This window comes from Desulfitobacterium dehalogenans ATCC 51507 (assembly GCF_000243155.2).
Taxonomy (GTDB): domain Bacteria; phylum Bacillota; class Desulfitobacteriia; order Desulfitobacteriales; family Desulfitobacteriaceae; genus Desulfitobacterium; species Desulfitobacterium dehalogenans.
Window position 1 is genome coordinate 3,985,140 of record NC_018017.1, and the last position, 26,537, is coordinate 4,011,676.

The window sequence follows — 26,537 nt, forward strand, 5'->3', positions numbered from 1 at the left end:
AATCCTTCTTGATACTAAATACAAAAAAGGAGGGACGATCACTATCTTTGGGATAGTTAGCGCCTCTCCTTTAGGATACACAATTTTTCTTACTTAATATGTGGTTTAAATCACTCATCGGTGTAAATTTGCTCTATGAATCGGTTTCCAGTTTTATATGGAGCCAGTATTGACTTAGATATCCCCTTCTTGAAGTAATCTTCTATAGTAAAAACTGCTGGTATATAAAGCCGCAGCCGGATTATGGCCCAACACTCTATCTTTCGTGATAAGCGTGGTAACAGGAGCCTCGGAGTATTTAATAAATAAGGAATCATGCCCCACGCATAGCCCTACTATCACATTGAGATGGGTCTTTTCCTCATTGAGGAGAGTGGCTTGAAGGACAGGGTTGCATAAGGATTCATGGCATCCCTTGTTGACCTTGAGCTCTTCTGGCACTCCTACTTGAGTCTTGTCGACTGCACCTACTTTACAAATGATACCATAGCTTTCAAGCCCCTTGGCACTAAGAATTTTGGCAAAGGTTTTTGCCTCGCTCATTAATCCCACACAGGTAGCAATACCAACCTTTTTAGCCCCGATTCGTTTAGCAAAGGCTATTATTTCCTCTACTCGAGTGAGTTTACCATAATAGGTCCCTTCGATTTCAGCTGCCGCATTGGAAAGTTTGGAAACAAGGTCATCCTTACGGTATAACTCATTAATCTCTTCTACGGTTTCTTCAGAAGTATGGGTTGTTAAGCAGAATTGAGGAAAGGTCTTGTCTCTTTTATGGCAATTTAAGAGCGCACAATCCGTGCAGCTTAACTTCTTATCCTCTTGATTCATTACCATTCTCCTTCTCTATTTGCTTATAATTTGCTTATATGCCCTTGAACATAGGGATATAACCACTCATTACAATTGTAAGATCTTAAATCTTAAAACTCAAGGAGATTCAGACGTAGAAAAGCAGGGAGCTTTTCTCCCTGCTTTCTCATTCCTCGGATAGTGAAGGAACAAACGAGTCTTCTCCTTGCTTCACAGTTCGTGAATAAACAATCCGCTACGCAGCTTAGGTTCAAACCAAGTGGATTTGGGCGGCATCAGTCGCCCCGCATCAGATACTGCAAAAAGCTCTTGAATAGAGGTAGGGTATAGAGAAAAGGCACATTTCATATCGCTGTTGGTTCTTTTTTCAAGTTCCTGTAAACCACGGATTCCGCCCACAAAGTCAATGCGTTTATCTGTACGGATATCCATAATCTGCAGAATCGGCGTTAAGAGGTGATTCTGCAGCAAGGATACATCCAGCCCTTCTACAGGATCCGTTGAACGAATCTCTTCCCGAGCCCTCAGCTTATACCAAGTCCCTTCCAGCGCCATGCCAAAGGTAGCCTTCTCCTCAGGTTTATAAGGGGTATTTCCTTTTTCCTCCAATTCAAAGCCCCTTTTAATTTCTTCCAAAAATTCGGCCTTGCTCAAACCATTAAGATCTTTCACCACTCGATTATAGTCCAAGATCAACAACTGATCGTCTGGAAAGAGCACAGAAAGGAAGAAATTAAACTCCTCTTGACCCGTATAGTTGGGATGCTCTTCTCTTCGTTTCAGCCCCACCTTAACGGCAGAAGCGGTACGATGATGTCCATCGGCAATATAGATGCTTTGAATTCCGGCAAATCCTGAAGTAATCTTCTCCAAATCCCGGTCCTCCGAGATAACCCAAACGACATGCCTTACTCCATCTGATGCCATAAAATCATAGAGAGGAGTTTTCTGTTTCACTTTTTCAATCACTTCATTAATACTTGCTTGCGAGCGGTAGGTTAAAAAGATCGGGCCCGTCTGGGCATTGCACACATCCACATGATTAATACGGTCAAGCTCTTTATCTTCCCTGGTCAATTCATGCTTTTTAATCACATCTTGAAGATAATCATCAATTGCGGCGCAACCCACCAAGCCGGTTTGAGCTCTTCCGTCCATAGTAAGCTCATAGATATAGTAACAGGGTTTGGTTTCCCGGATAAAAATCCCCTCTTGAATCATTTCCTGCAAAATTTCTCTGGCCTTTTTATAGACCTCAGGATCGTAAGGATTGAAATCCTCAGGAAAGTGAGTCTCCGGACGATCCACCTTTAAAAAAGACAGGGGTTCTTTTTTTATTTCTTCAAGGGCCTCTTCGCGGTTGTATACATCATAAGGGAGGGCAGCTACTTTCCTTGCTACATCTTCCCTGGGTCTTATGGCTTGAAAGGGTCTAATCCTTGCCAAAGTATTCCCTCCTCTTGAATTGAATTCAGCTTATTTTATGACGCGGACTCTCAGTACGCCGTCAATTTCTCTGAGTTTGGCAATCATCTCTGGACCGGCCGGAGTTTCGATATCGATAAGGGTATAGGCATAGGACCCTTTGCTTTTGTTCATTAAGTCCGAGATATTGACATTTTCTTTGGCTAAGGTAGAGGTGAATTGACCTAGCATATTGGGGACGTTTTTATGATTGATGGCAATCCGCCCGGCTTGGGTGCATACTCCCATATCACAATTGGGGAAATTGACAGAATTCTTGATATTGCCATGCTCAAGGTAATTCATCATCTGCTCTACAGCCATGACCGCACAGTTTTCTTCGGATTCCGCTGTGGATGCTCCTAGATGAGGAATGGCAATAACCCCTTCCACTCCGCAGACTTTTGGGTTAGGGAAGTCTGTCACATATTTGGCAACCTTTCCTGTGCCGAGAGCTTCAAGCAAAGCATCTTCATCCACCAGGGTATCCCTGGAGAAATTCAGGATAATCACGCCGTCTTTCATTTGCTCAAAAGCTTGTTTATTGAGCATTCCACGGTTGGAATCGGTTAAGGGGACATGGATGGTAATGAAATCACATTCCCGATAAATGTCTTCTACACTTTTGATGGGTTTAATATATTTAGACAGCTTCCAGGCATGTTCAACAGAAATATAGGGGTCATAACCGCAAACATCCATTTCCATTTTATTGGCGGCATTGGCTACCAAGACGCCGATGGCACCTAAGCCTATGACTCCCAGCTTCTTGCCTTTGATTTCTGTTCCGGCAAATTTAGCTTTATTCTTTTCAACCAGTTTGGCAACTTCGGGATCCGTCTGACAGGAGCTAACCCAGTTAACTCCTCCCACAAGATTCCGGGCAGCCATAATCATGGTGGCAATCACCATCTCCTTTACCCCATTGGCATTGGCACCAGGGGTGTTAAAGACGACGATTCCTTTTTCAGCGCATTTATCCAAGGGGATGTTATTGACTCCAGCTCCAGCTCGAGCAATGGCCTCAATATCAGGAGGTAATTCCAGATCGTGCATAGAGGTACTGCGGACAAGGATACCGTTAGCATCTTCGTAACGGTCTACATTAATATAGTGATCGGTAAAAAGCTTTAATCCCGCTTCGGAAATATTATTCAGGCAATTGATTTTAAACATTAAAAACACTCCTCTTTTTATAATTCTTACTTATTTTCTGCTTCAAACTTTTTCATAAACTCCACTAAATCCTTGACCCCTTGGATCGGCATGGCATTGTAAATGCTGGCCCTCATCCCTCCCACTGTACGATAGCCTTTAAGGTTCTCAAAACCTGCGGCCTTGGCTTCTTTGATAAACTTGGCATCCAACTCCTCAGAGCCTGTCACGAAGGGAACATTCATTAAGGAGCGATCCTTTTTCACCACAGTTCCTTTAAACATGTCACTGGCATCCAAGTAATCATAAAGGATGGCAGCCTTTTCCTCGTTAATCTTTTTCATAGCCTCCAGTCCGCCCAGTTTTTTGAGCCATTTGAACACTTTACCGCAGATATATATTCCATAGACCGGCGGTGTATTATAGGCGGAGTTGTTATCGAAATGGACTTTATATTTGAGCATCGTGGGGGTCCCCGGCAAAACATCCTCCGTGATGAGGTCCTCACGAATAATGACAATCACGACCCCGGCAGGACCCACATTCTTTTGGGCTCCGGCAAAAATAAGTCCATATTTTGTAACATCAATGGGTTCAGATAGAAAATTCGAGGACATATCGGCAATCAAGGGTTTATCCCCCACATCAGGAAGTTTATTAAACTTGGTTCCAAAGATGGTATTGTTGTGGCAGATGTAGACATAGTCCGCATCCTCGGAGAATTTTAAATCTTTAAGGTCTGGAATATAGGAATAGTTCTGGTCCTCTGATGAAGCGATGACATTAATCTTTCCGTACAGCTTTCCTTCGGAAATGGCTTTCTTGGCCCACTGTCCTGTATTCAGATGATCCGCCACCCGATTCTTCATAAGGTTCATGGGAATCATGGCAAACTGTTGGGACGCCCCTCCCTGAAGAAAGAGAATTTTATAATGTTCAGGAATATTAAGCAACTCTCTTAGGTCCTGGGCGGCCTCATTCATCATCCCCTCAATCGTCTTGGAACGGTGGCTCATCTCCATAACGGACATGCCCGTTCCCTGGTAATCCAGCATTTCCTCTGCGGCTTCTCTTAGAACTTCTTCAGGCAATACTGCCGGCCCTGCTGAAAAATTGTACACTCTTTTCATTTGAAATATCCCCCTTATTTATAAATATTTATGAATGTTAACATATATTGGGTTGTCCAGGGTAGATAAAAACCCACCCCAGTCTTTGGGGCGGGTATTCCGCGGTGCCACCCAAGTTCCAGCCTTTACGGTTTACGGGCAGTAAGCCCTACCACCTTCCTCCTTCGTGTCGTTAAGGAGAAACTATGGTAGTGCGGCGCGGATAATAAATAAAACCTCTCATCCCAAATCAGGGACGAGAGGTTATTCCCGCGTTGCCACCCATGTTGCCGTAATCGGCCAACTTATGTCCGCGATATCGGGCGGAACCCGTCACAATTCATCATTGGCCACTCCAGGATGGAATCCGCTTCGCTTCTATGACTGACTTGCACCAACCGTCAGCTCTCTACACATATTCGGCACCGGATGTCCCTTCATCGTGTTGGACTATAGATCTACGCTGTTATGATTCTAATCTATTACAGGCCTTTTTGTCAAGTGTTATGGCTAAAATAATTATTTCCCTGCTTCGACATTGCCTTCTAAGCCGATCTCAGACGCGATGGCGCGCATTCCATTAATGGTCTCTTCGATGATTTCATTTAAGTCCTTACCCAGGCGGTTGGCACCGGCTTCAATGACTTCCCTGTTGACATTCTCAGCGAAGCTTTTTTGCTTCCATTTCTTTTTGACCGATTTGGTGGTCAGGTCATGAAGGCTCTTGCTGGGACGAAGCAAGGCTGTGGCTGAGACCAAGCCTGTTAATTCATCGATGGTAAACAAAACTTTTTCCACGTTCTCCCGGGGTTCTACATCATGGACCAGACCATAACCATGGCTTTCAATAGCCCGGATGAACTCCTCCGGCAATCCTTTGGGAGTAAGGATCTCCCGGGTTTTGCGACAGTGTTGATCAGGGTACATCTCAAAGTCGATATCATGCAATAACCCGATATTTCCCCAAAGGTCAGGATCTTCTTGATAAAGGGAGGCAAAATGGCGCATCACAGCTTCCACCGTTATGGAGTGACGCAATAAGGTCTCACTTTTTACATAGTCATTGAGAAGTTGCCAAGCAGCCTCTCTATCCCGTGTATAATCCAGCATCCGACATCCTTCTTTCTCATAGTTTATGGTTGGTCTTAACAGTCTCAATAGAATGATTAGACCTAGAACTTAGATATTGCCTAATTCTTCAAGGTTATAGGGTGTTTCCTGATAGACGTAGTAGTTCAGCCAATTGGCAAAAAGCAAATTAGAATGACCTCTCCACTTGACGATGGGGGTCTTCATGGGATCATCCCCAGGATAGTAGTTCTGAGGAATAGTGATGGGTAGCCCTTGGGATATATCCCGATCATACTCCGATTTTAGGGTGTGAGGATCGTATTCGGAATGACCTGTAACAAAAATCTGCCGACCGCCCTTGGTCCCGATGAGATAGACTCCGGACTCCTCAGATTCCGAAAGAATCTCCAACTCCGGCACCTTGACAATATCTTCTTTTCTTACCTCTGTATGCCTGGAGTGGGGAACATAAAAGACATCATCAAAGCCTCTGAGCAAACGGATATCCTTGCAGTTTAAGGTATGAGGGAATACGCCGAACATTTTTGCTTGTAAAGGATACTTGGGAACACCAAAGAAGTGATAAAGCCCCGCCTGGGCTCCCCAGCAAATGAAAAGCGTGGAAAAGACGTTGCTCTTACTCCAATCCATAATCTTCTGCAGTTCCGGCCAAAAATCAACCTCTTCAAAGGGCATCTGCTCAATGGGGGCACCCGTAATAATCATTCCGTCAAATTTTTGATCTTTAATACTGTCAAAGGTCTGATAATACTTAATGAGGTATTCTTCCGGGGTATTCTTGGAGAGATGGGTTTCCGGATAAAGAAGGGTAATGTCCACTTGCAAAGGAGAATTCCCTAAGAGCCTAAGAATCTGTGTTTCCGTCACGATCTTATTGGGCATGAGATTTAGAATGACAATGCTAAGAGGGCGAATGTCCTGATGCTCGGCACGCCTCTCTTCCATAATAAAGACATCTTCTTTGGTGAGTATTTCTGCTGCAGGCAGGCCATCGGGTACATTAATCGGCATAGTATTCTCCCTTCAATTACACTTGGAAAATAAAGAAAACCTCTTTCCGAGAAAGAGGGCATCGCCAAAAGTTCCTCTCTCATCTATCAATGCTTCCATCGCAGGAATTAGCACCGTTGTATTCATCAGAATACCGGTTGCTGGGTTTCATCGGGCCAGTCCCTCCACCACTCTTGATAAGAAATGGGATGTATTTAATTGCTGACGATGAAAATCGTCATTGGCACTATATTATTATATCTTTTCTTTAAAGTCAATCTGCTCTATAACAAAATTATTGAAGCACACTATATAATACAATAGATTCCTTCATGTCGTAGGCATACGGGCAGAGGCGGAAAAGCTTTTGCTCGGGTCGCGTAGCTTTACGCACAACGCTCACTCTATAGCTCCAGAGCTGGTCAACTCGCTTTCTTAACAGCTACGCCAAACCCCGCTGCTTTCTGCATGTGAACCGGTGGCTTCGCTACGTTAAGAAAGCCTCGTTGACCCGGTCGCTCTTCCGCTAAAGCCGTTCCCTTTTGTGCGTAAAGCTACACTTGCGGGTCTTTTCAACTCTTTTCCGGGTTTTTTTAAGGGTGGCTGGCGATGCCGCGAGGCAGCACCAGCAGATGATGAAAAGCTGTTCAGGTCATCAGGCAGCTTATCCCACATCACGCCCCTCAAACCCGAAAAGCAGCCTAAGGATTTTGCTTTAAGGCAGAGAACGGATTCTAAGCGAGCAGGGTAGCAATCTTCGCGAAAAGACTACAGCGGAGTCGGGTTGGAAACAGGACGTTTCCAACCGGCCATTGAGAACAAGTGCGAAAGCAGTGCTTTCGAGGAGCGAATTGGCCACGAAACCCGGGCGAGGGTTTCGCCCAAGCCGCCTCACCACAGAGAATACTTAGCGGCGCAGGTGCACCCGACGCAGCGGAAGTCTTGAGCGATTAGATTGCTCCGCGCAGCTTATGGAGTGAACGCCGAAAGCAAAATCCTGGAGAACTAGCTTTCCGGGCCTTTTTCATACTAGAAGACGGCTCTCTCCAACTAAAAGCAGGATGAGAACCGTCTTTCTCTTCATTATCCTTAGACCTATTCTATTACTAAAGTTTTCCGCCTTCGACAATTAACTCTTCAGGTTTTACATCATCTCCGTACACGGGGAGAAGAGTCTTTTTATAAGCTTGCCCCACAAAATCCTCTTTACCAATCGCTTCCAACTCTTGATTGATCCAGTTTAAGAGTTCGGTGTTGCCCTTCTTTACTGCCGGAGCAATTGTGTCCGTTCCGCCTAAAGTAGGTACACCTACAGTGAAGCCGGGATTAGATTTTGCCCAAGCAAGCACTTCCGTATTGTCATGAGCTAACGCGGCTCCTCGACCATCTTTTAAAGCTTCAAAAGCTTCCGTGTTTTGATCATACTTGAGAAGTTCGAGGTCAGGGTGATTCTTGGTTAAATAATCTTGAGCTGTGGTTCCTTTATTGACAATAACTTTCTTCCCTTTAAGCTGGTCGATGGAGGTAATCAGAGCCCCGTCAGGTGATACGAGCCCTAGAGAAACCTTCATGTAAGGATTGGCAAAATCAACCTTTTGCTTTCTTTCCTCCGTGACTGTGAAATTAGCCATGATGATATCTACCTTGTTGGATTCGAGATAAGGGACTCTGTTGGCAGCCTCAACCAATACGAATTCCACTTTGGATTCGTCCCCCAAAAGGTCTTTAGCAAAACGCTTGGCAATTTCCACGTCAAAGCCTTGATTCTGTCCATTGGAATCCACATACCCAAAAGGCGGTTTGTCGCTGAATACTCCAATCCTTAAGGTACCACGCTGTTTAATCTCTTCTAAAGATCCTGCAGAGGACGTACCATTTGAGTTATTTGCTGGGTTGGCTCCTGCTTGGCTGCACCCCACAAGCCCTCCAAGGAGTAAAGCGCCTGCTAGTGCGAGGGACAATAATCTCTTCATCTTTTTCATCGTTTCTCTCAACCTTTCTTTGCTTTTTTGTACTCTAGTATTGGAATATATTAAGAAATCGCCTAGCCCGATCCGTGCGAGGATTATTAAAGAACTCCTGAGGTCCAGCAATCTCACAAATATCACCTGAATCCATGAAAACGATTCGATCAGCCACAGCCTGGGCGAAACCCATTTCATGAGTGACGATAATCATGGTCATTCCTTGTTTGGCCAAACCCAGCATAACATCAAGAACTTCTCGAACCATTTCCGGATCAAGGGATGCTGTCACTTCGTCAAAAAGCATAATCTCGGGATTCATACATAAGGCCCTGACGATAGCGATTCTCTGCTTCTGACCTCCGGACAACTCCCTTGGAAAAACGTTTATTCTATCATATAACCCGACTCTTTCCAAGAGGACCTTGGCTTGCTCCAGCACTTGGCTTCTACCCCTGTTCTGAACTTTCGTGGGGCCAAGAAGAATATTCTCAAGCACCGTCATATGGGGAAAAAGATCATAGTTCTGGAAGACCATACCGATCTGCTGACGGATTTTTTTCCAGTCAACATTTTTTCCTATGAGGCTTTGACCTGAAAGCAGAATATCTCCCCCTTGAATGGGTTCAAGACCATTAAGACATCGGAGCAAGGTGCTTTTCCCGCATCCGGAAGGCCCTAAAACCACAATAACCTCACCCCTCTGGACTTGGAGATTAATCTCATTGAGAACAGGTTTGCCAACATACTCCTTGTGCAACGCTTTGATTTCCAACACTACTTCCTTTTTCTCTACACTCATTTAATCACCCCTAACTGCTCCACTTCGCTTCCAGCTTCTTTGCAAAACGAGATAACGGATAACACATGGTGAAGTACAACATAAAAATAAATCCATAAATCCAGAAGGAGGCAGTGGGTACCGTGAAACGAGCGTTCTCTATGATTTGTTGACCGACCTTGAGAACTTCCACTACGCCGATGAGAACCACAAGCGAGGTGGTTTTGACCATCCGTGTAGCCAAATTAATCGTGGCGGGAAGCATTCGTCTTACAGCCTGGGGAATTAAAATATATCGGTAAAGCTTCCAAAAGCTTAAACCCAAGGCTTTACCGGAGTCACTCTGATGTCGTGGCAAGGATTCTAAGGCCCCTCTAACGATGTCACCCATTTCTGCCGTTCCCCAGAGAATAAAGACAATAATAGCTATGACCTCACCCTCCAGATGGATATTAAAGGCCGCGGTAATTCCGAAATAACCGATGAATAACCAGACAAGGACGGGAATAATTCTGAAGGTTTCTAGATAAAGGCGGCAGAGCCCTTTGATCATCCTCGATTTTATAGTCATGAGAAGACCAAAGAGGATTCCCGTAAAGGTGGAAATTAAGATGGCGATGAAGGCTATTCGTGCCGTCACCAGCAATCCCTCCAGCAGGCGCATTATATTTTGTGAGGTAAAGATCATCTCAATGGCCGAACTCTGCATAACGCACCTTCCTCTCCAGCCAAGTCAGGAAAAACGATAGGGGCAAAAGAATGATCAAGTAAGAAACAACCAGCATAAAGAGAGATTCAATGGTCTGGTAATACATCCCGATGAGGTCCTTGGTTACATTCATAAGGTCCAGGATGGCGATAGCCCCGACGACGGAAGTTTCTTTCAGCAAGAAGATACAATTAGCGCCAAGGGCCGGGACACTAAAAGACAAAGCCTGAGGGAATACTACATAACGAATCAATTGCCACCGTGAAAACCCTAAGCTTAAGCCAGATTCAATCTGGGATTTGCTCACCGCCTCCATACCGCCGCGGAAAGCCTCAGCCATATAGCTGCCTCCTAAAAAGGAAAGACCAAGAATTGCACAAGTAGTCTCACTTAAGGTCACCCCCAGCTTCGTTAGCCCAAAATAGAGAAAGTAGAGCTGGATTAGCAAAGGGGTATTCCGGGAGAGCTCTATATAGACTCCCACAATAGTTTTTAAAAAAGGTACACGGTAATAGATTATTACACTGCAGATAAGGCCAAGGAGCAAAGAAAACAATGTCCCCCAGAAAGCAAGCTTTAAGGTAAGCCATGCCGCTTTCTCATATAAAGGGATATTTTGAAGAATAAATTCCCAATTTAAGTTCATGGCCGTTCTCTCTTTCAGTCAAATCTGCTGGACTTCTATACCCTAAGTCTATTCATATAATTCATATATATTTACTATGACATATCGGAATTATATATTTTAGTTACCGCTATGTCAATAACTAATTTCTTTAAATAAGCAAAAGGAGCTAACATCTTTGAACCTGGATAAGTTCACGAGATGTCAGCTCCTTATTTTCTTGTTTAATTTAGCCTCAAAGTGCTTAGAGGCTGAGAAAATTTTAATAATTTATATTAGAAAATTTCCAAGCCCACCGGGCAATGATCTGAACCCATTATTTTGTCGTAGATTAGGGCATCCTTAAGTTCATTCTTCAAGCTTTCAGAGACGCAAAAATAATCAATACGCCACCCTGCATTATTGGTTCGAGCATTGAACATATAGGACCACCAAGTGTAGGAATCTGTTTTATCCGGGTAGAAATGGCGGAAGGTATCGATAAAGCCATTCTTAAGAAGTCCACTGAACTTTGCCCGTTCTTCATCAGAGAAACCGGCGTTTTTACGGTTGGATTTGGGGTTTTTGAGATCGATCTCCGTATGGGCAACATTAAGATCTCCGCAAAAGATCACCGGTTTAGACTTTTCCAGGCTTTTAAGATAACTGAGAAACTCTTCTTCCCAGGTCATGCGATAATCTAAACGAGCCAGACCTCTTTGAGAGTTCGGGGCGTAGACGGTAACCAGGTAGAAGGTTTCAAATTCAAGGGTAATGACTCGCCCTTCTTGATCATGTTCTTCTTTACCGATTCCATAGGACACACTCAGCGGTTCATTTTTTGTAAAGACTGCGGTACCGGAATATCCTTTCTTCTGAGCAAAATTCCAATAGGCGTAATACCCCTCCAATTGGAAAGGAATCTGTTCTTCCTGAAGTTTGGTTTCCTGCAGGCAAAAGATATCCGCTTGTTCCTGTTCAAAAAAGTCCATAAAGCCCTTATTTAGACAAGCCCGCAGGCCATTAACATTCCATGATATTAATTTCATTTTATTCTCTCCTCCCCTATAAAAACCACATAATTCTTCTACACATTTGAATCCTTATCAATTCTTATCTTCCACTTTAATCCCTATATTGGTTTTTTACAACATACAATTGCTTAGTTCCCTTACCTCTTCTAAAAGGTAAAGCACTAATAAGAACTTTGATGGGTCACCCAAGCGGGACTTTACTTCTTTAGGACTTTGGTCCTACTTTCTTTTGCAGGACTAAATCTGTCGACTGTCGAAAGTATTTTTATATTCAGTCTACAAATAAAGGAGAGAATCACAATGCTTATGAAAAATCAACCTCATGATGAAAATCAAGAAATCTTTAACCACTTCGCTTATGTTTTACCATTTATCAATGACATGCTTACCAGTGATGTCAGTGTTGGAATGTCTGATCGCGAAAGGCAATTGGTCTACATACCCGGAAGAACATTGGATCTTAAAATCCCGATAGGTGCTCCCTTAAAGGCAGGCAGCGGGTTGTATCGGGCAATTAACGAAAAGCGCAGGGTGGTTGTGAAATCCGATAAATCCTTGTGGGGTGTTCCCTTTATTGCTACAGCATTTCCGATTTGCAATAAGCAAAAGGAAATCATCGGGGCAATTGCCGTAATGGAAAATGTGGACCGCCAAGATCATCTCAAGGACATGTCCACATCATTAGCACAAAGTATGGGAGTTCTAGCCAGCACAATCCAAGAGATTTCCGCACAGACCGAAGAAATCTCTGCCGTCTGCGATTCATTAACTAATCTGGTCAATGAATCGCAGTCTCAGGTTAAAAAAACAGACGATGTTCTTTCCCTCATCAAACGCATTGCCAATCAAACTAATTTATTGGGTCTCAACGCTGCTATTGAGGCCGCGCGTGTGGGAGAACAAGGCAGAGGGTTTGGTGTCGTTGCCGAAGAAATTCGCAAGCTAGCCAACGAAACCACTGCTTCCATCAAGCAGATCGAAGCTATACTGAATGCCATCCAAACGGCCAGCTCTCAAACCTTTACTGAGATGATAGAAATCGGCTCTTCCATCGGGCAGGTCGCTGAGGCTATCGGTAATATTGCAGCTGCTACAGAACAAGCCAATGCTATTGCTTTAGAATTAGATTCCCTGGCCGAAAATCTAAGCTCGGAAAAGTGAAGGTACCCCCCTACATCCGGATTTCTTGAGCTAACCAAGCTTTTTCTTCCTCATTCAAATAGGATTCAAGTTTGTCGTAGACCATTTTATTATACTCATCCAGCCATGTTTGCTCCTCATCGGTCAGTAGGCTTTGATCCACACCTGCTAAGTCGATGGGGCAATAGGTCAGTGCTTCAAAGCGCATGAATTGACCGAATTCGGTCTCTTCATCCTTGATCACCACCATCATATTCTCGGTGCGAATACCATGTTTTCCTTCTTTATAGATACCGGGCTCATTGGTCAGGATCATCCCGTCTTCCAGTTTTGTGGCATTATGCATCTGGCTCAGTCGTTGAGGACCTTCGTGAACATTCAAAAACATGCCCACCCCATGACCTGTACCGCATTTGTAATCCATGCCGTATTTCCAGATCGGCTGTCTGGCTAAGACATCTAGGTTAGATCCTGTAGCGCCATAAAGGAATTTAACCGTAGCTAAGGCAATATGTCCCTTCAGCACCAGGGTAAAATCTCTTTTTTCCTCTTCAGTCAGCGGCCCCAAAACAATGGTACGGGTGATATCCGTAGTGCCGCCAAAGTATTGACCGCCTGAATCCACCAAAAGGAATCCTTCAGCTTTTAAGGTGTAGGCGTTTTCCGAAGTAGCTTTGTAGTGCATCATGGCAGCATGATCCTTATATCCGGCAATGGTATCGAAGCTTAAACCCACACATTCCTTGTTTTCCCTCCGCAAGGCTTCTAAAGTATCTCCAGCCGAGAGTTCTGTGATTTCTTCCTTCCCAATGGCGGTTTTAAGCCATTTGATAAAGCGAACCATGGCTACTCCGTCATAAGTATTACTGGTTCTTAAGTTGTCCAACTCTGTCTCATTTTTAATAGCCTTCAGCAGAGTTGAGGGATTGGCTCCCTCTACCTTTTTCACTTGAGGATGGATGGCGTGGTAAAGGACTGCGTTGACGCTCTCAGGGTCTATAAGGATGGAATCATTCCCTTGAAGCCCCTGCAGAAGTTCGGTGACAGCAGCATAGCCTTTAATTTGGATCCCATCTTCCTCAAGCTCGGTTTTCACCGTAGCAGGGACCTTTCCTTCGTCGATACATAAATAACAGGTCTCCTCAGCAACCAGGACATACGCGATGGTCACCGGATTATTGGGAACATCATCTCCCCGAATATTTAAGAGCCAGGCGATATCATCCAAGGCTGTCAGCAAATGAACATTGGCTCCCTTGCCCTTCATCTGCTGACGAAGATCATTGAGCTTCTCTATCCGAGAACGTCCCGCGTATCCTACGTCATGAACAAAGATATTCTGAGCAGGAATGGAAGGACGATCTTTCCATAATTGTCCCACCAAATCCTGGTTAAACTTTATGGCTATCTTTCCATCAAGTTCCTTCTCCATATCTTTAAGCTGTTTTGCTGAAAAGACATGTCCGTCAAAACCAAGGGCGCTTCCTTCCGGTAAATGCTCTCTTATCCACTCTGTATAACTGGGCACTTTAGGATCAGCTGCTCGGAACAACCGAATTCCCGAATTTTGGAGCTGTTGTTCCGCTTGAATGTAGTAACGGCCATCTGTCCATAAACCTGCATCCTTTAAAGTAATGACTACCGTCCCAGCGGAACCGGTAAAGCCTGAAATCCACTGCCTGCTTTTGAAATGGTCAGCTACATATTCACTGAGATGGGAGTCGGAGCTGGGAATAATATAAGCATCCATGCCATTGTCTTCCATCAGCTTTCTGAGTTTCGCGACTCGTTCTTGAATTTCCATTATATTACCTCACTTACACTATAAGTTTCCATCGCCTTACTGCCATCACTGCTTTACTATCTTCATCCTGTGCCTACCGGCCGGGATTTATACCATCATTTTACACGACCAGGCAAACAAGAGTAAATAGGAAAGGTGATGATATAAACACTGTATGCCCTAAATATTAATTAGGCGCTTGGCCTCGGCCATAGTGGTGACGATACTATACATATTGGCGATCTCTCCTACTGCCAATTTCTCGGTAATACCATAATAGTTGGTGCAGGTGCCGCAGGTTTGAATGATGGTTCCTTTATCCGCCATGGCTTTTAAGTCTTCTATACTATTAGAGTCGCTACCGGTTAGATAGGCTCCTGAATTAAAGAAAAGAAGATGGGTAGGGGGTGGGGTCAGCTCTGTCAGGGAATAAATAAAACTCTTGAGAAGAATTCTTCCCAATTCTTCGCTGCCTTCTCCCATAGTATCTCGTCCGATGGCGACCACAAGCCCTGAATCCACCGCTGTTCCTGAACCTTCAACAGCACAGCCTTCTCCGGCAACAATGGTCACCTCAATAACGCCATTTTCTTTTTCCTGATATTCACTCTGATATCCCATTCCTGCAGCCATCTTTTGGAGATTTTGCCGTGATATATCGTTATCTACCAGTAAGATCACGACTCCGCCTTCCTCACCTAATTCCTCCAGGGCTTTCTTGGCACGAATCACAGGGATGGGGCAAACTTGTCCCAGGGCATCAATAGTTGTCATTGAATTCGTCCTCCTTATCTGAATCCGCCAGCAACCCGCCGGTGGTTTTTTTATTTGGGAAAGTACCTTCAGCGTGAACGTTTCCTTAGCGAAGAAGAATGGGAAAACCTTGGCGAGTGACTACCTCCCCGATGAGCGCCGCCTTAGGCTCTACCTCCTGCATGGCATGCAAAACCTCTTGGGCACAATCACCAGGCACACTGAAAAGCAACCCTCCAGAGGTCTGGGGATCGAGCATTAGCTCCTGTAAAGGAAAAGGGGTATCCCCGAATTCCACTGCTCCTACCATGAAATTGCGATTGCGTTGACCGGCTGCGGTTAGCAGATATTCTTTAGCATAAGTATAGGCTTGAGTAATAAAAGGTAACTCCGAAGGATAGAGAACAATTGTCGCAGATTCCCCGGCCATCTCCCGAGCATGAGCAAGGAGTCCAAATCCGGTTATATCTGTGCAGGCATGTATGGGGAAGTCATGAGCTTTTTCAGCCGCATACTTATTGAGACGCTGCATGGAAGCAAGAGCTGCTTCAACAGCCTCTGCTTCTGCCATTTCCCCCCGTAGAGCGGCCATCACAATGCCAACCCCCAAGGGTTTAGTGAGAATCAGTCGGTCCCCAGGCTTGGGGGTATTGTTCTTCCAGATCTTCTGTGGGTTAAGCCACCCTGTGACCGCCAAACCATATTTGGGCTCTCGATCATAGATAGAATGCCCTCCACAGAGAACCGCTCCAGCTTCCTGGAGCTTCTCTGCCCCTCCTGCTAATACCTCCCCTAAGGTCTGGATTTCCTCTCGCTCAGGATAACAGACAAGATTCAGAGCAAAAAGAGGGGTCCCTCCCATGGCATAAACATCACTTAAGGCATTAGCTGCGGCAATGCGCCCAAAGGTTCGCGGGTCCTCCACCATAGGTGTAAAGAAATCTACCGTAGAAACGATAGCTGTGTTCTCATCCATCTGATAAACTGCCGCATCGTCAGAAGCATCAAATCCTATCAAAAGCTTAGGGTCCCGAAAAGCCGGCAAGTAGGAAAGAACTTTCGATAATTCACCAGGTCCGATTTTAGCTCCGCATCCCCCTGTGGTACAGCTTGATAAAAAAGATTTCATTTGTTAAAATCCCCTTTCTGTAACACCAGGTAAGAATTCTTATTCTATCATAACGCTTTCATTCGATTTATACCAGATTAAGAAGTATCCACCTTTCAGTTTTGCTACCAGGCAAAGTGAAAGGCTTGATCTTTTCAAACTATTAAAAATATAGTGTCGAATATGCAGGAAAACAGCGTTAAAAATCGAAAATCTAGATAGATAAAACTCTATAGAAGCTCGTAAGATTGAAGGAGTGAATTGTTTTGCCTAAGAAAATCATCACAGCTCTTATCTTGGTAATGGTCATAACATTAACAGGTTGTTCCTTCGGAGGCTCTAATCAATTATTTACTTTGGAAGGCTTTGCTCAGGAAAAGAATTTTTCTGTTGGAGAGCTAAACAAGAATTATTTGCTGGATCACCAATACAAGCATAAGGATGGAACCTTTATGTCTGTTAATCTGACAGATATACGTACCGAGGAAGAAATCGTCTTAACGGATACCACCCTTAAGCACTCGATTGTACTGACCAGTGCCGACTCCTTCGACCGAACCAAAGCGGCCTTGAACGATGCCCTATTCTTTGAGCTTTATACCAGTAAAGGCCGGAAAGCGAATCTGGATCTGCGCATGTTCATGGTCGAAGGCTCCGAAGGCAAGAGCGAGATCATTTTAAACTGTGAAAAGTTTGATATGACTTTATACGACTATCTCGTTGTCGGGCCTGTTGAAGAAGCCCCTGAGGAACGATTGGTATACGCTATAAAATCAGAAAGTTAAATTACCACATAGCATCTTCTTTATATTTATGAATAACGAAAACAACTTTAGCCAGCAGTTCAATCCTGCTGGCTAAAGTTAGGGTTATTTTTAGGCGGAGAGCTAAAATAAGACAAGGCTAATATAGGACACTGTGTTTATTCCGTTATTATAGGGTATACCGTAATACTTCACTAAGGATGTGACATCGATTCCGTAAGACTCTACGGAAGCCACTGCTTCATCAGGAAGTCGGCATTCTTGGCCATCGAGAATAGAACAACGGCTACAGACCGTACATGGCCCAATACCTAAGGATAGAAAGTCCGTGATCAGACTATTTTCCTCGATCCATCCTAAAAATGTTCTCAGTATTCTGTTTTGCTCTTCCATCCCTTCCTGCATCCCTTCAAAATCAAAGGAGTCCTCCAATTGATGCACGGTCTGGAATACTATGCCCTGTTTATACTGCAAAGCTTTTTCCTTAAGCTCTGCAAAGTCCCCTACGTTAGGTGGACACATCCAGTTCTTTTTGTAATTGCCACATACATTTTGCTCACATTGCTTTCGGAATTCGGGATTAAAGGAAATATCTTTAGTATCAATATGAGCACTATGGGCAACACCAAGGGTTTCTAAATAATCTAGTAGTTTCATAATTTCCGGGTTCATAACTCACCTCTCCCATGCATCTTGTAAAAGCAAGCCTTCGAAGACAAGCTTCGAAGGCTTTTTATCCAAGACAAATTCACCACATGTTATTTAGAACATTTTCTTACTCATTTTGTCGATTTCTTCACTGACACAATCATAAACACCGGGGAAGGAGCTAAATCCTAAGCCTTGAGTTAAGCAAGGTATGAAGTAGTGCTTTCCGCAATTAGTGCAAGCCCGCTCAACTTCTCTGGTGGCGATTTCCCGGGTCCAGGTTGGGAAGTCAACTACTCCGCTGTCAATATCGCCCATAAAGCTAATTTTGCCACCATACTGTTTAATGAGCTCAGGAGTATTGTTGGTGGTCATTACCCCCTGCCAAATGTCAATTCCCATTTCGATCATGAAGGGTACAAGGTTTGCTGCATAGCAGTCGCTATGGTGAACAATCAGTTCAACCCCATTCTGCCTATAGAAATTGTAGATTTTTTTATAAGCAGGGAGATAGAATTCTTCAAACATAGCCGGTGAAATGAAGGAGTTCTTTTGGCTGCCCCAATCGTCATGATGGAAGATTGCATCAGGTTTGAGACGGCGGCAAATGATTTCAGCCAGCTTTAATTCATACTCAGTGAGATAGTCAATGAGCTCATGCATTAACTCAGGCTCCTCGAATAAACCCATTAAAGCGTCTTCCATGCTCATGAGATGATGGCACATTTCAAAAACGCCAGGGGCGATAAAAGCAGTGACAAATTTTTCATTGCGATCAATTCTATTGGCGTGTTCGACGGCAGCTGCCCAAGCTTCATCAGTGTCAGGAATTTCGGGGGCTTTTACTTGTTCTTTCCACTTAGTGATATCTTTGAGCACTTTATGCTCTTCATCATGGAGAGGAAATTGACCGATTTGACCCTCCGGCCATCTAAAGGTGATACCCCAGCCTGTCTTAACCGTTCCTCCGGGAGGAGCCATGAAATCTATAGGGTTTTCTAAAATGATATCCATAAACTCATATTGATTGACGAACCGATCAGGATTTCCACCGCGAATGGTTTCCAACAAGTTTTGTTTAATTGTCAGCATATTATCCCGCCTCCCACTTCTATTTCAATATTTTTATCCTTACGCATTAACTAATTCCTTGGCTTTAACCGCAGCTCCACCCGCATCAGAAGCAAAGCCATCGGCACCAATCTCGTCAGCCATTGCCTGGGATACAGGAGCTCCACCGATTATGACCTTAAATCCGGTCAAGCCGCTGCTTTTAAGAACACTAACCGTTTCCTTCATAGCAGGCATAGTCGTCGTCAGCAGGCCTGAACAAGCTACTATTTTAACATTCTCGTTATCTTTGACAGCATTAACGAATTTCTCTGCAGATACATCAACTCCAAGGTCGACCACATTAAATCCAACACTTTCCAACATCATAGCTACCAGGTTTTTACCAATATCGTGCAAATCTCCTGCTACAGTGCCGATAACGCAGGTACCTAAAGAAGTTGCGCTTTCACCAGTGAGGTGGGGCTTCAGGACATCCACACCTTTGGACATAGCTTTTGCTGCCATGAGCATTTCAGGCACGAAGAGCTCTCCGGCTGAGAATTTATCTCCTACTACACCCATAGAGTCAATCATGCCGGATAGAATATCACCTGCCGGATTCCCTGCATCTAAGGCTTCTTGAACGAGACCCGGAACCAGTTTAGCTTTCCCTGCTTCTACCATAGCTTTTACTTCTGCAATTTTTGACATTGTAATTTCCCCCTTATTTTAATTATTATTTTTTGCCTTAAACTTTAATATAACAGATTGATAACCTGGGACTCAACCATGTTTTATTTCTGGCCGAACTTACCTTCACGGTAGGCTCCGATGTATTCCATGCAGTATTCATCTTGACCAAGTAGTGCTTCCGTAGCAAAGATCATTCCCATCAAATCCTGCTTGGTGGGATCGACGATTGCACTGTCCATGCCTGCGCTCATAGCCAATACGATGAAAGCCTGATTGACTAATCTTCGAATCGGAAGATTGAAGGAGATATTGCTTGCTCCACCGGTGACATGAATTTTCGGATATTGAGTTTTGATCTCCTTAATGACATCCATAATGGCAAGGATACCATCTTCGGAAGTGCAAAGCATTTGTACTAAGGGGTCAATGTGTAAACGTGAAGGTGCAATATTGTATTGTTTTGCTTTATCCATAAGAGTTGCGAAAACTTCCAGACGCTTTACGGTATCTTGAGGAATCCCAGTATCATCACACAAAAGAGCGACGCACTCCCATTTTGTATCTGCGATGATCGGGAAGATCACTTCAACCTTGTCACCCTCCATGGATACGGAATTAATCAGTCCCGGTTTGTTGCAGAACTTAATGGCTTGAGCTATGACGTTAGCGTTGGGGCTGTCAATGGCGATAGGAATATCTGAAACCTCCTGTACCAAATCAATAAGCCACTTCAGGGTTTCCAGTTCGATATCATTATCCACAGAGGCACAGACATCAAGAAAATCAACACCTGCTTCAGATTGTACTTTAGCGAGATTACGAATAAAGTCTGCATCTTTAGCAGCAATGGCTTTAGCTACAGATGGAATCGCCCCATTAATTTTTTCACCAATGAGTATCATTAGAATCAACCTCCGTTTTAATTCTGAAATTTCATATCTGATGGGCCCTTGCCAGGTATTCAGGTAATTCACTCAGCTTTATTAAGGACCAACAGTAAGAAGGCTCTCCCCCTATTAGTTCGGTTGTCTATACAACTTCACTTTTATATATATTCGATACTCAATTGAATAATCCTTTTATATTTTTTGAATTTTTTAATATTTATTTTCTTTTCTTTCTAATTATTCGACACATGTATTGGACCTATTCAATCAACGTCTTTTAATCTCAATAAAACTAATCCTCAAAAAATATCTGTAAATTTATGATATATACCAAACAGCTCCGTAAAGAATATTCATTCTTACGGAGCTGTCGCTAAATTCATCCCGACTTCATTACATTTCTTTATGCAATCGACTCCCATCTTTTATAAAACGTGCGTATACACTGGACAAATGCACTTTCAGCATTGGTCAATTTACGCCGAGGGTACGCCATATAGAAATTGACCGGAGCCTCAAAGTCAATCACCTTTAGGGGAGCCCACAAGGCATTTTCTACATATATGTCGCGGTAGGCAAAGCTTGAAGGTAAACATGCAATGGCTTTATCGCTGACCACCAAATTTTTTAGACTTTCTCGGTCGGTAAAGTTATACAAACCTGAGGTAAGAATGGACAACTTAGGATGATTAAGATACTCTGCTATGATGTCTTGATCGCAAATTGGTGTAGCTACGGGATAATGCTCCAAAACCTCTTTTAAAGTTAAGTGCTTCTTCTCGCGAAGTGGGCTCTTGCAACTGGCAAACACACAGAATTTATCTCCATAGAGAAGCTCAATATTGAACTCCATTTGGTCTATGGCATTCAACCATGAATTGTTGAAAATTCCAATAGAACTGTTTGAACGTGTTAAGGTCGTAAAAATTCTCTCCGGACGAGTCTCATGTACATAGATCGGTGCATCAGGCATGGACTTTTGGTAATCATCAATGATCTCCAAAATTGCACTGTTGCACACCGCAGGAGCAATCGCCAAATGGATTTCTTGACGGGCTTGATGTCTACTTGATAATTTGTAAAGCTCATCAACCTTGTCAAGAATCAACCCTGAGATTCTAAGCACTTCCTGACCTGCCAGTGTCAATTTTGCTCCCGCTTTGGATCGAACAAATATATCGATACCCAATTCGTCCTCCAAACTGTTGATTGCATTGGTCAAACAGGGCTGAGTCACATGAAGCCTTCTTGCTGCTTCAACTAGGGACTTGCAGTTGGCGACTTCCTTAACATATTCAAGTTGTTCAATACGCATTCAATCACCATTCCATACTTAAATAGTATTTTTTCGAACCTATAACAACTTCTTATAGGTGAATATAAACAATAAAAAATTTACAGTCGTATAGTAGTCAGCTATCTTTCAAAGAGAAAGTTAGAATTTTCACTTCCCTCCGTCATAAAGAGCGCTTTGCTAAATTATCCAATTCGTCCATTCCGCTTATTACCGCACAACTATAGTAGTACAATGAGCATGTGATAAGACTTTTAAGCTTACACTGCCCACAAAGAATCGGGATACGGCATTCATCCCCCGACTTCCGATGACAATTTCTGTGGCGTCAATTTTTTCTGCTTCTTCACAAATCACTTCCGCCGGGTCCCCTGTTCGTATACTCGTGGTAAAGGTAATTCCTGTGTCTTTAAATTTGTCGATGGCCTGTGCCATGATCTCTTCAGCCTCGGAAACTAACTCTTTTTCCATTTCAGCGGCATCGTATATGACTCGGGTTGAATAAGAAGTTACCGATTCCCGTACATGAACAATCTCTACTTCAGCATTATTGTTTTGGGCCATGATTAATGCGTATTCTGCAGCTTTCAGTGAGTTTTTTGAACCATCAAAAGCCAGTAATATCTTTTGAAGCATTTGATCACTCCTTTTTGCTTTAAATATAACATATTCAACCAAAAATTTCCCCTAAAACCCTTCCATCGCCATGAGTAAAATCCACTCCTAAAATTGCTCCGAGGGTCGGAGCTATATCGACCATTTCAAGAGGACCTAAGGGATGATTCTTTTTTATTCCGGGACCTGAAGCGATAAAATTGCATCGATAATTTTCCTTGTCCGGTAAGTAACCGTGAGTGGCATATTTCATTTTTATGGCATCTAAATCCAGGAGGGTGGGCACTTCAAGTCTATCATCAAAGCAGTATCCCCTCTTGGCCTCAACCATAGCGGTTATGGACGGATCCACGTGAAGAGCGTCCAACTCATTTCTATAAAAAATCTTTTCAATGCCATATTGTTCTTCTTTCAAGGCATTTTCTAAAACGGCAAATGCTAAGGCTTCGGCTTCTTCATCACCTTCTTTAATATGAAGGTAAGCCCCTCCCCCGGCACTCTGCAGGTAAGCTCTCCATTGCATTTTACCCTTTTCCTCAAATATCAGGCCCTGTTCCTGCAAAAGATTATTCAGGCAGACTTTATAACGGACATCCAGTTGACCATGATCCCCAACAACCAGTATCACAGTATTTTCCTGAATGCCGGCTTCCTCAACCGCTCTCTGGATGTCCCCCAGCCTTTTATCCATACGGACTATGGCATCCTTTACTTCTTTACTATCTGTCCCATATTTATGCTTAGCGTCATCTAGCTCTATAAGATGCAACAGCAGAAGATTGGGAATCTTCCGTTTGATAGTATCCACGGCACATAAGGTTGTAAAGTCATCCAAGTAGGGCTGTTCTACTCTTTTTCGATATCGACCGTAGCGTAACTCTAAACCCAGACAGAAAAAAGCACTACCATTCTTTAATACCTTTAAAGCCAGATTTTCCCCACCAGTGGCATGGACTTCAGGCATATTAAACTTTATCGAAGATTTCCCAGAAACAGGCCATAAGAGTCCGGCAGCCGTCATTTTATTCTTCTTCACGGCATCATAAATGGTAGGTGCTTTGATGGCCTCCCGAATTCCAAACCATTTCTGATCTTTTTCAGGAATAAAGGGCTGAAGAGGGTTATTATGAAAAATGCCGTGTTTATCAGGGTAGACGCCGGTCACTATGGTAGTATGTACCGTATACGTAAGGGTTGGATAGACACTCCTTAACTTTGTGCTGTAAGTACCGCTTTGGAGAAGTTTTTCTAGGTTGGGAAGAGATTTTGCCATCTCCCAATTCTCTTCGGAAAAAGAATCATAAGAGACGACGATAACATGCTCAGCCAACTGTTGACTCCGTTTTAACTGGAAATCCATTATATCACCTCTACTATAAGGCCACCTTGAAATAACATTCAAGGTGGCCTTTTCTATCCAGCCACAAATAGCATCTTACGCCTCTATGCCTTCTTAACAAATTCAGATTTTAATTGCATTCCTCCAAAACCATCGATTTTGCAATCAATGTCATGGTCCCCTTCAATCAAGCGTATGTTTCTTACTTTTGTACCAATCTTAATTGATGATGAACTTCCTTTTACCTTAAGATCCTTAATTATTGTAACCGTATCCCCATCGTTTAAGACATTGCCATAGGCATCTTTAACTACCTTAGTATCTTCATTATTCTCGATGCTTGATTCCAAGGTCCACTCATAGCCGCATTCCGGGCAAACAAAACCACTTCCATCGGCGTATGTATAAGCCGAGTTACATTTTGGGCAATTTGGAAAATTAGTCATTTAATTATTCCTCCTTTGGGTACAGTCTAATTGAAAATCGCCCAAAATGCAAAAAGCATACAAAGAACATTAAAACGGCCCTTTCCCTTGGTGCAAAAGAATTTTGCCTGTAAACAAACGATAAGACAGGGACTTCCATTCCATACTTAAAGCTTTAGAACGGCAGATAGTAACGCATCTTTGGCAGCGAACACATTTTAACGGTTCATATATCAAGGTCAACGGTTCTCCATTTTCTTTTTGTGTTAAAGCTCCTTGGGGGCAAACCTCTGAACACTCACCACAGTCTACACACCGCTCATTTATCTTTAAGGCCGGTATAGGGAGTGCTTCAATCTCAGATTTTCTCGATTGCCAAACTTCCTCTAAGAACTGTCGTGTCTTCGGAATAAGATAGGCTTCGTCGGAAGTGATCCCCGGAAGCATTGCTTCAAGTTTTTCACGGCCGATGTCCCGCCATCCCTTTTCCTCGCTCCGGGTTTGAGCCGACATTGCTTCCATGACCGGCTCACCGCCCCCATCACCCGGTATGACTTTAATCCTGAGGGTTGGGTGATCTTGCCACGAGTTATGGACCTCCTTAAAAATCTGCACACTCATTCCACAAGCTTTTTTATCCGGGCACTCTGCACACATTCCGGTGACCATCGTCAACTCCTTTTCCCGGGCAACCATCAAACATGTCATCCACAAATCTCGGTCGAACACCCCCAGACACGGAATTTCATAGCCTGTTGGAATGGCTTGAGGACAGTTCAACACGATCTTCTCCGAATTTCGTATAAACTCGTAGAGCTTATCGGTATTATAGTAGACAAATCCATCACTGGGACAAACAGCCATACAAATTCCGCATTCTGTGCAATGGTTGGCATTCAGTTCACGATAGACGGAAATCGCTTGATGAGGACAGGAGTCGATACATAACCGGCATAGACTAACATATGGTTTTTTGGTATTGAGGCAATTATGGTGATGATAGACCATTTGACAAGTATAAATGACGAAGACACTCCTTTTGGGAATGATTATTTTCCGGCCTGGCTTTCGTGGCAATTTGGCAAGGCCGCTTGTTTTACAGCATCACCGCTCGTCCCTTTTCCTTCCACTGATTCTGACTTATGATGCCCAAAAATATTAAAGTTTTCTGCTATGAACAGGTAGGCTAAACAAGCTATTGAAACCAAGCCGAGGCTGACGATAATCTCTGTCCAGGCAGGGAAATAATGTCCGCCGTATTGGTTCAGATAGCTTCCCATTCCTGTGAACAATACATCAAACCTATTCATAACCACTCCGGCTACAGTAAGGATTCCAAACCCAATCAAGCCTTTGCGGGTACTGGATAAAGAACTAAAGGCAATGATTATGGGGAGGATACAACCTAAAACCAGTTCACTTAAGAACATCATGCTGGGCAGGTCAAAGGCAAAAGCATGGGCAAAGGTTCCTCTGACCGACATATCCGCGATCTTTAAGATCAAATAGAGAATCATGGCTCCACCGGATATCCTGACTAACCCTCTTAATACCGAGGTATCCACTTGATGATTAAGCGCCTTCCCGGCCAGACTGCTTTCGATAATAATCATCCCTGCCCCCACAAAAAATGAGGATAACAGGAAGAACACCGGGAGAAGGGGCGACCACCAAAGCACATTCACTTTGCCCACCATGATATAAAACAGCTGACCTAGTGATGATTGGTGCAGTGTGGGCAGGGTAATACCGACGATGAGCAGGACAGGCATGGCTTTCTTAAGGTATTTGTGTGCCCCTTTAAACACTTTCTCTGTTGCAACTTCACTGAACTCCAAGATCTGAATTACGGTATAACAGGAAATACACCAGAAGACTTCAAATAATACACTGGCATGCCCCCATGATACATAAGGCCTCCAGAAAAAGAACCATTGGCCTACTTCAATCAATAAACCGAGAACGACAACGATATACCCTAATAATGAGGTCACCATGGCACTTCTGGCGATGGGATAAAATTTATCCCGACGCAGCACATATACTATGAGGGCGGTTCCATAACCGCCTCCTGCCAAGGCTACTCCTAACAGGACGTCAAAGGAAATCCATAGTCCCCATGGCCACTGGTCATTCAGGTTGGTCGTAGCTCCCAGACCCAAAATAAACCTCACGATGATGACTGCCAGGGCTGCAGCTGCTATAGCCATAAACACCCATCTCATAGGGGTCATTCTAAATTTCCATCGGGTACTGTTTAATTTCTCCCCTGCCTTATTTTTGAACGTCGTAATCACTTCCATAGCCTGTTCTTCCCTCC

Annotated in this window: 26 protein-coding genes and 1 riboswitch; of the genes, 2 read left to right on the forward strand and 24 right to left on the reverse strand. The window is 43.7% G+C overall.

Annotated elements, in window-relative coordinates; all coding sequences use genetic code 11:
* Positions 1-174: 174 nt before the first annotated feature.
* The 11 genes from DESDE_RS19100 to DESDE_RS19150 form a co-directional block, all read right to left on the reverse strand.
* Entirely contained in the window at positions 175-831 is a 657-nt protein-coding gene (locus tag DESDE_RS19100; RefSeq protein ID WP_014795668.1) for a DUF1847 domain-containing protein, read from the reverse strand.
* A 192-nt stretch (positions 832-1,023) separates the two neighbouring features.
* On the reverse strand, positions 1,024-2,259 hold the full coding sequence (locus DESDE_RS19105; protein ID WP_014795669.1) for a DUF1015 domain-containing protein: 1,236 nt from the start codon (positions 2,257-2,259) through the stop codon (positions 1,024-1,026).
* A 30-nt stretch (positions 2,260-2,289) separates the two neighbouring features.
* A complete protein-coding gene (locus DESDE_RS19110) occupies positions 2,290-3,453 on the reverse strand; it encodes a phosphoglycerate dehydrogenase (protein WP_014795670.1) in 1,164 nt (387 codons plus the stop codon).
* Between the two features lie 26 nt (positions 3,454-3,479).
* A complete protein-coding gene (gene serC / locus DESDE_RS19115) occupies positions 3,480-4,562 on the reverse strand; it encodes a 3-phosphoserine/phosphohydroxythreonine transaminase (RefSeq protein WP_014795671.1) in 1,083 nt (360 codons plus the stop codon).
* Positions 4,563-5,060: 498 nt separating this feature from the next.
* Positions 5,061-5,651, reverse strand: a complete 591-nt coding sequence (locus tag DESDE_RS19120) for an HDIG domain-containing metalloprotein (protein ID WP_014795672.1) — start codon at positions 5,649-5,651, stop codon at positions 5,061-5,063.
* 69 nt (positions 5,652-5,720) lie between these two features.
* Complete coding sequence (metA, locus tag DESDE_RS19125; RefSeq protein WP_014795673.1) at positions 5,721-6,644, reverse strand: homoserine O-acetyltransferase MetA; 924 nt, start codon at positions 6,642-6,644, stop codon at positions 5,721-5,723.
* Positions 6,645-6,720: 76 nt separating this feature from the next.
* Positions 6,721-6,827: riboswitch (SAM riboswitch) on the reverse strand.
* Between the two features lie 902 nt (positions 6,828-7,729).
* On the reverse strand, positions 7,730-8,605 hold the full coding sequence (locus tag DESDE_RS19130) for a cysteine ABC transporter substrate-binding protein (RefSeq protein ID WP_014795674.1): 876 nt from the start codon (positions 8,603-8,605) through the stop codon (positions 7,730-7,732).
* A gap of 34 nt (positions 8,606-8,639) precedes the next feature.
* Positions 8,640-9,389, reverse strand: a complete 750-nt coding sequence (locus tag DESDE_RS19135; protein WP_014795675.1) for an amino acid ABC transporter ATP-binding protein — start codon at positions 9,387-9,389, stop codon at positions 8,640-8,642.
* A 10-nt stretch (positions 9,390-9,399) separates the two neighbouring features.
* Positions 9,400-10,077 carry an amino acid ABC transporter permease gene (locus DESDE_RS19140; RefSeq protein ID WP_014795676.1) on the reverse strand — a complete coding sequence of 226 codons (678 nt, stop codon included), beginning with the start codon at positions 10,075-10,077 and terminating at the stop codon, positions 9,400-9,402.
* Positions 10,058-10,723 (reverse strand): amino acid ABC transporter permease, encoded by a 666-nt coding sequence (locus DESDE_RS19145; protein WP_014795677.1) that lies wholly within the window; start codon positions 10,721-10,723, stop codon positions 10,058-10,060. The genes DESDE_RS19140 and DESDE_RS19145 overlap by 20 nt, the downstream gene beginning before the upstream one ends.
* A 254-nt stretch (positions 10,724-10,977) precedes the next feature.
* Positions 10,978-11,730 carry an exodeoxyribonuclease III gene (locus DESDE_RS19150; protein ID WP_014795678.1) on the reverse strand — a complete coding sequence of 251 codons (753 nt, stop codon included), beginning with the start codon at positions 11,728-11,730 and terminating at the stop codon, positions 10,978-10,980.
* Between the two features lie 285 nt (positions 11,731-12,015).
* Between DESDE_RS19150 and DESDE_RS22840 the strand changes: the two genes are divergently transcribed.
* Positions 12,016-12,876: a methyl-accepting chemotaxis protein gene (locus DESDE_RS22840; RefSeq protein ID WP_014795679.1), complete on the forward strand. Its 861-nt coding sequence runs from the start codon at positions 12,016-12,018 to the stop codon at positions 12,874-12,876.
* A 10-nt stretch (positions 12,877-12,886) separates the two neighbouring features.
* Here DESDE_RS22840 and DESDE_RS19160 read toward each other — a convergent pair whose 3' ends face one another.
* The 3 genes from DESDE_RS19160 to selD all read right to left on the reverse strand — a co-directional run bounded on the left by DESDE_RS19160 (position 12,887) and on the right by selD (position 16,520).
* Complete coding sequence (locus DESDE_RS19160; protein WP_014795680.1) at positions 12,887-14,659, reverse strand: aminopeptidase P family protein; 1,773 nt, start codon at positions 14,657-14,659, stop codon at positions 12,887-12,889.
* A 159-nt stretch (positions 14,660-14,818) separates the two neighbouring features.
* Positions 14,819-15,412, reverse strand: a complete 594-nt coding sequence (yedF, locus tag DESDE_RS19165; protein WP_014795681.1) for a sulfurtransferase-like selenium metabolism protein YedF — start codon at positions 15,410-15,412, stop codon at positions 14,819-14,821.
* Positions 15,413-15,497: 85 nt separating this feature from the next.
* Positions 15,498-16,520 carry a selenide, water dikinase SelD gene (selD, locus tag DESDE_RS19170; RefSeq protein WP_014795682.1) on the reverse strand — a complete coding sequence of 341 codons (1,023 nt, stop codon included), beginning with the start codon at positions 16,518-16,520 and terminating at the stop codon, positions 15,498-15,500.
* Positions 16,521-16,765: 245 nt separating this feature from the next.
* Between selD and DESDE_RS19175 the strand changes: the two genes are divergently transcribed.
* Positions 16,766-17,284: a hypothetical protein gene (locus DESDE_RS19175; RefSeq protein WP_014795683.1), complete on the forward strand. Its 519-nt coding sequence runs from the start codon at positions 16,766-16,768 to the stop codon at positions 17,282-17,284.
* Between the two features lie 102 nt (positions 17,285-17,386).
* On the opposite strand, the gene DESDE_RS19180 is transcribed toward DESDE_RS19175, so the two are convergent.
* From DESDE_RS19180 to nrfD, 10 genes are all read right to left on the reverse strand, one after another.
* The gene (locus DESDE_RS19180) at positions 17,387-17,935 is read right to left on the reverse strand and encodes a DUF2284 domain-containing protein (protein WP_014795684.1); all 549 of its coding nucleotides are present in this window, start codon (positions 17,933-17,935) and stop codon (positions 17,387-17,389) included.
* Between the two features lie 90 nt (positions 17,936-18,025).
* On the reverse strand, positions 18,026-19,003 hold the full coding sequence (locus tag DESDE_RS19185) for a uroporphyrinogen decarboxylase family protein (RefSeq protein WP_014795685.1): 978 nt from the start codon (positions 19,001-19,003) through the stop codon (positions 18,026-18,028).
* A 39-nt stretch (positions 19,004-19,042) separates the two neighbouring features.
* A complete protein-coding gene (locus tag DESDE_RS19190) occupies positions 19,043-19,675 on the reverse strand; it encodes a corrinoid protein (protein ID WP_014795686.1) in 633 nt (210 codons plus the stop codon).
* A gap of 83 nt (positions 19,676-19,758) precedes the next feature.
* A complete protein-coding gene (locus tag DESDE_RS19195) occupies positions 19,759-20,559 on the reverse strand; it encodes a methyltetrahydrofolate cobalamin methyltransferase (protein WP_014795687.1) in 801 nt (266 codons plus the stop codon).
* 388 nt (positions 20,560-20,947) lie between these two features.
* Positions 20,948-21,859, reverse strand: coding sequence for a LysR family transcriptional regulator (locus tag DESDE_RS19200; protein WP_014795688.1), 912 nt, complete (start codon positions 21,857-21,859; stop codon positions 20,948-20,950).
* 189 nt (positions 21,860-22,048) lie between these two features.
* Positions 22,049-22,474 carry a universal stress protein gene (locus DESDE_RS19205; protein ID WP_014795689.1) on the reverse strand — a complete coding sequence of 142 codons (426 nt, stop codon included), beginning with the start codon at positions 22,472-22,474 and terminating at the stop codon, positions 22,049-22,051.
* Positions 22,475-22,508: 34 nt separating this feature from the next.
* Positions 22,509-23,813, reverse strand: coding sequence for an alkaline phosphatase family protein (locus DESDE_RS19210; protein ID WP_014795690.1), 1,305 nt, complete (start codon positions 23,811-23,813; stop codon positions 22,509-22,511).
* Positions 23,814-23,896: 83 nt separating this feature from the next.
* Positions 23,897-24,238: a zinc ribbon domain-containing protein YjdM gene (locus DESDE_RS19215; protein WP_014795691.1), complete on the reverse strand. Its 342-nt coding sequence runs from the start codon at positions 24,236-24,238 to the stop codon at positions 23,897-23,899.
* A gap of 69 nt (positions 24,239-24,307) precedes the next feature.
* Positions 24,308-25,225 carry a DUF362 domain-containing protein gene (locus tag DESDE_RS19220; RefSeq protein ID WP_014795692.1) on the reverse strand — a complete coding sequence of 306 codons (918 nt, stop codon included), beginning with the start codon at positions 25,223-25,225 and terminating at the stop codon, positions 24,308-24,310.
* 41 nt (positions 25,226-25,266) lie between these two features.
* A complete protein-coding gene (gene nrfD, locus DESDE_RS19225) occupies positions 25,267-26,520 on the reverse strand; it encodes an NrfD/PsrC family molybdoenzyme membrane anchor subunit (protein ID WP_014795693.1) in 1,254 nt (417 codons plus the stop codon).
* Between the last annotated feature and the right edge of the window lie 17 nt (positions 26,521-26,537).

Bases quoted from the DNA above. Each gene is read 5' to 3' on its own strand.
- DESDE_RS19210 (WP_014795690.1), bottom strand. From the start codon at position 23,813: ATGGATTTCCAGTTAAAACGGAGTCAACAGTTGGCTGAGCATGTTATC.
- nrfD (WP_014795693.1), bottom strand. From the start codon at position 26,520: ATGGAAGTGATTACGACGTTCAAAAATAAGGCAGGGGAGAAATTAAAC.
- DESDE_RS19220 (WP_014795692.1), bottom strand. From the start codon at position 25,225: ATGGTCTATCATCACCATAATTGCCTCAATACCAAAAAACCATATGTT.
- DESDE_RS19185 (WP_014795685.1), bottom strand. From the start codon at position 19,003: ATGCTGACAATTAAACAAAACTTGTTGGAAACCATTCGCGGTGGAAAT.
- DESDE_RS19205 (WP_014795689.1), bottom strand. From the start codon at position 22,474: ATGCTTCAAAAGATATTACTGGCTTTTGATGGTTCAAAAAACTCACTG.
- DESDE_RS19100 (WP_014795668.1), bottom strand. From the start codon at position 831: ATGAATCAAGAGGATAAGAAGTTAAGCTGCACGGATTGTGCGCTCTTA.
- DESDE_RS19145 (WP_014795677.1), bottom strand. From the start codon at position 10,723: ATGAACTTAAATTGGGAATTTATTCTTCAAAATATCCCTTTATATGAG.
- serC (WP_014795671.1), bottom strand. From the start codon at position 4,562: ATGAAAAGAGTGTACAATTTTTCAGCAGGGCCGGCAGTATTGCCTGAA.
- DESDE_RS19160 (WP_014795680.1), bottom strand. From the start codon at position 14,659: ATGGAAATTCAAGAACGAGTCGCGAAACTCAGAAAGCTGATGGAAGAC.
- DESDE_RS22840 (WP_014795679.1), top strand. From the start codon at position 12,016: ATGCTTATGAAAAATCAACCTCATGATGAAAATCAAGAAATCTTTAAC.
- DESDE_RS19140 (WP_014795676.1), bottom strand. From the start codon at position 10,077: ATGCAGAGTTCGGCCATTGAGATGATCTTTACCTCACAAAATATAATG.
- DESDE_RS19190 (WP_014795686.1), bottom strand. From the start codon at position 19,675: ATGTCAAAAATTGCAGAAGTAAAAGCTATGGTAGAAGCAGGGAAAGCT.
- DESDE_RS19180 (WP_014795684.1), bottom strand. From the start codon at position 17,935: ATGAACCCGGAAATTATGAAACTACTAGATTATTTAGAAACCCTTGGT.
- DESDE_RS19110 (WP_014795670.1), bottom strand. From the start codon at position 3,453: ATGTTTAAAATCAATTGCCTGAATAATATTTCCGAAGCGGGATTAAAG.
- DESDE_RS19150 (WP_014795678.1), bottom strand. From the start codon at position 11,730: ATGAAATTAATATCATGGAATGTTAATGGCCTGCGGGCTTGTCTAAAT.
- DESDE_RS19195 (WP_014795687.1), bottom strand. From the start codon at position 20,559: ATGATACTCATTGGTGAAAAAATTAATGGGGCGATTCCATCTGTAGCT.
- DESDE_RS19200 (WP_014795688.1), bottom strand. From the start codon at position 21,859: ATGCGTATTGAACAACTTGAATATGTTAAGGAAGTCGCCAACTGCAAG.
- DESDE_RS19135 (WP_014795675.1), bottom strand. From the start codon at position 9,389: ATGAGTGTAGAGAAAAAGGAAGTAGTGTTGGAAATCAAAGCGTTGCAC.
- metA (WP_014795673.1), bottom strand. From the start codon at position 6,644: ATGCCGATTAATGTACCCGATGGCCTGCCTGCAGCAGAAATACTCACC.
- DESDE_RS19215 (WP_014795691.1), bottom strand. From the start codon at position 24,238: ATGACTAATTTTCCAAATTGCCCAAAATGTAACTCGGCTTATACATAC.
- yedF (WP_014795681.1), bottom strand. From the start codon at position 15,412: ATGACAACTATTGATGCCCTGGGACAAGTTTGCCCCATCCCTGTGATT.
- DESDE_RS19130 (WP_014795674.1), bottom strand. From the start codon at position 8,605: ATGAAAAAGATGAAGAGATTATTGTCCCTCGCACTAGCAGGCGCTTTA.
- selD (WP_014795682.1), bottom strand. From the start codon at position 16,520: ATGAAATCTTTTTTATCAAGCTGTACCACAGGGGGATGCGGAGCTAAA.
- DESDE_RS19120 (WP_014795672.1), bottom strand. From the start codon at position 5,651: ATGCTGGATTATACACGGGATAGAGAGGCTGCTTGGCAACTTCTCAAT.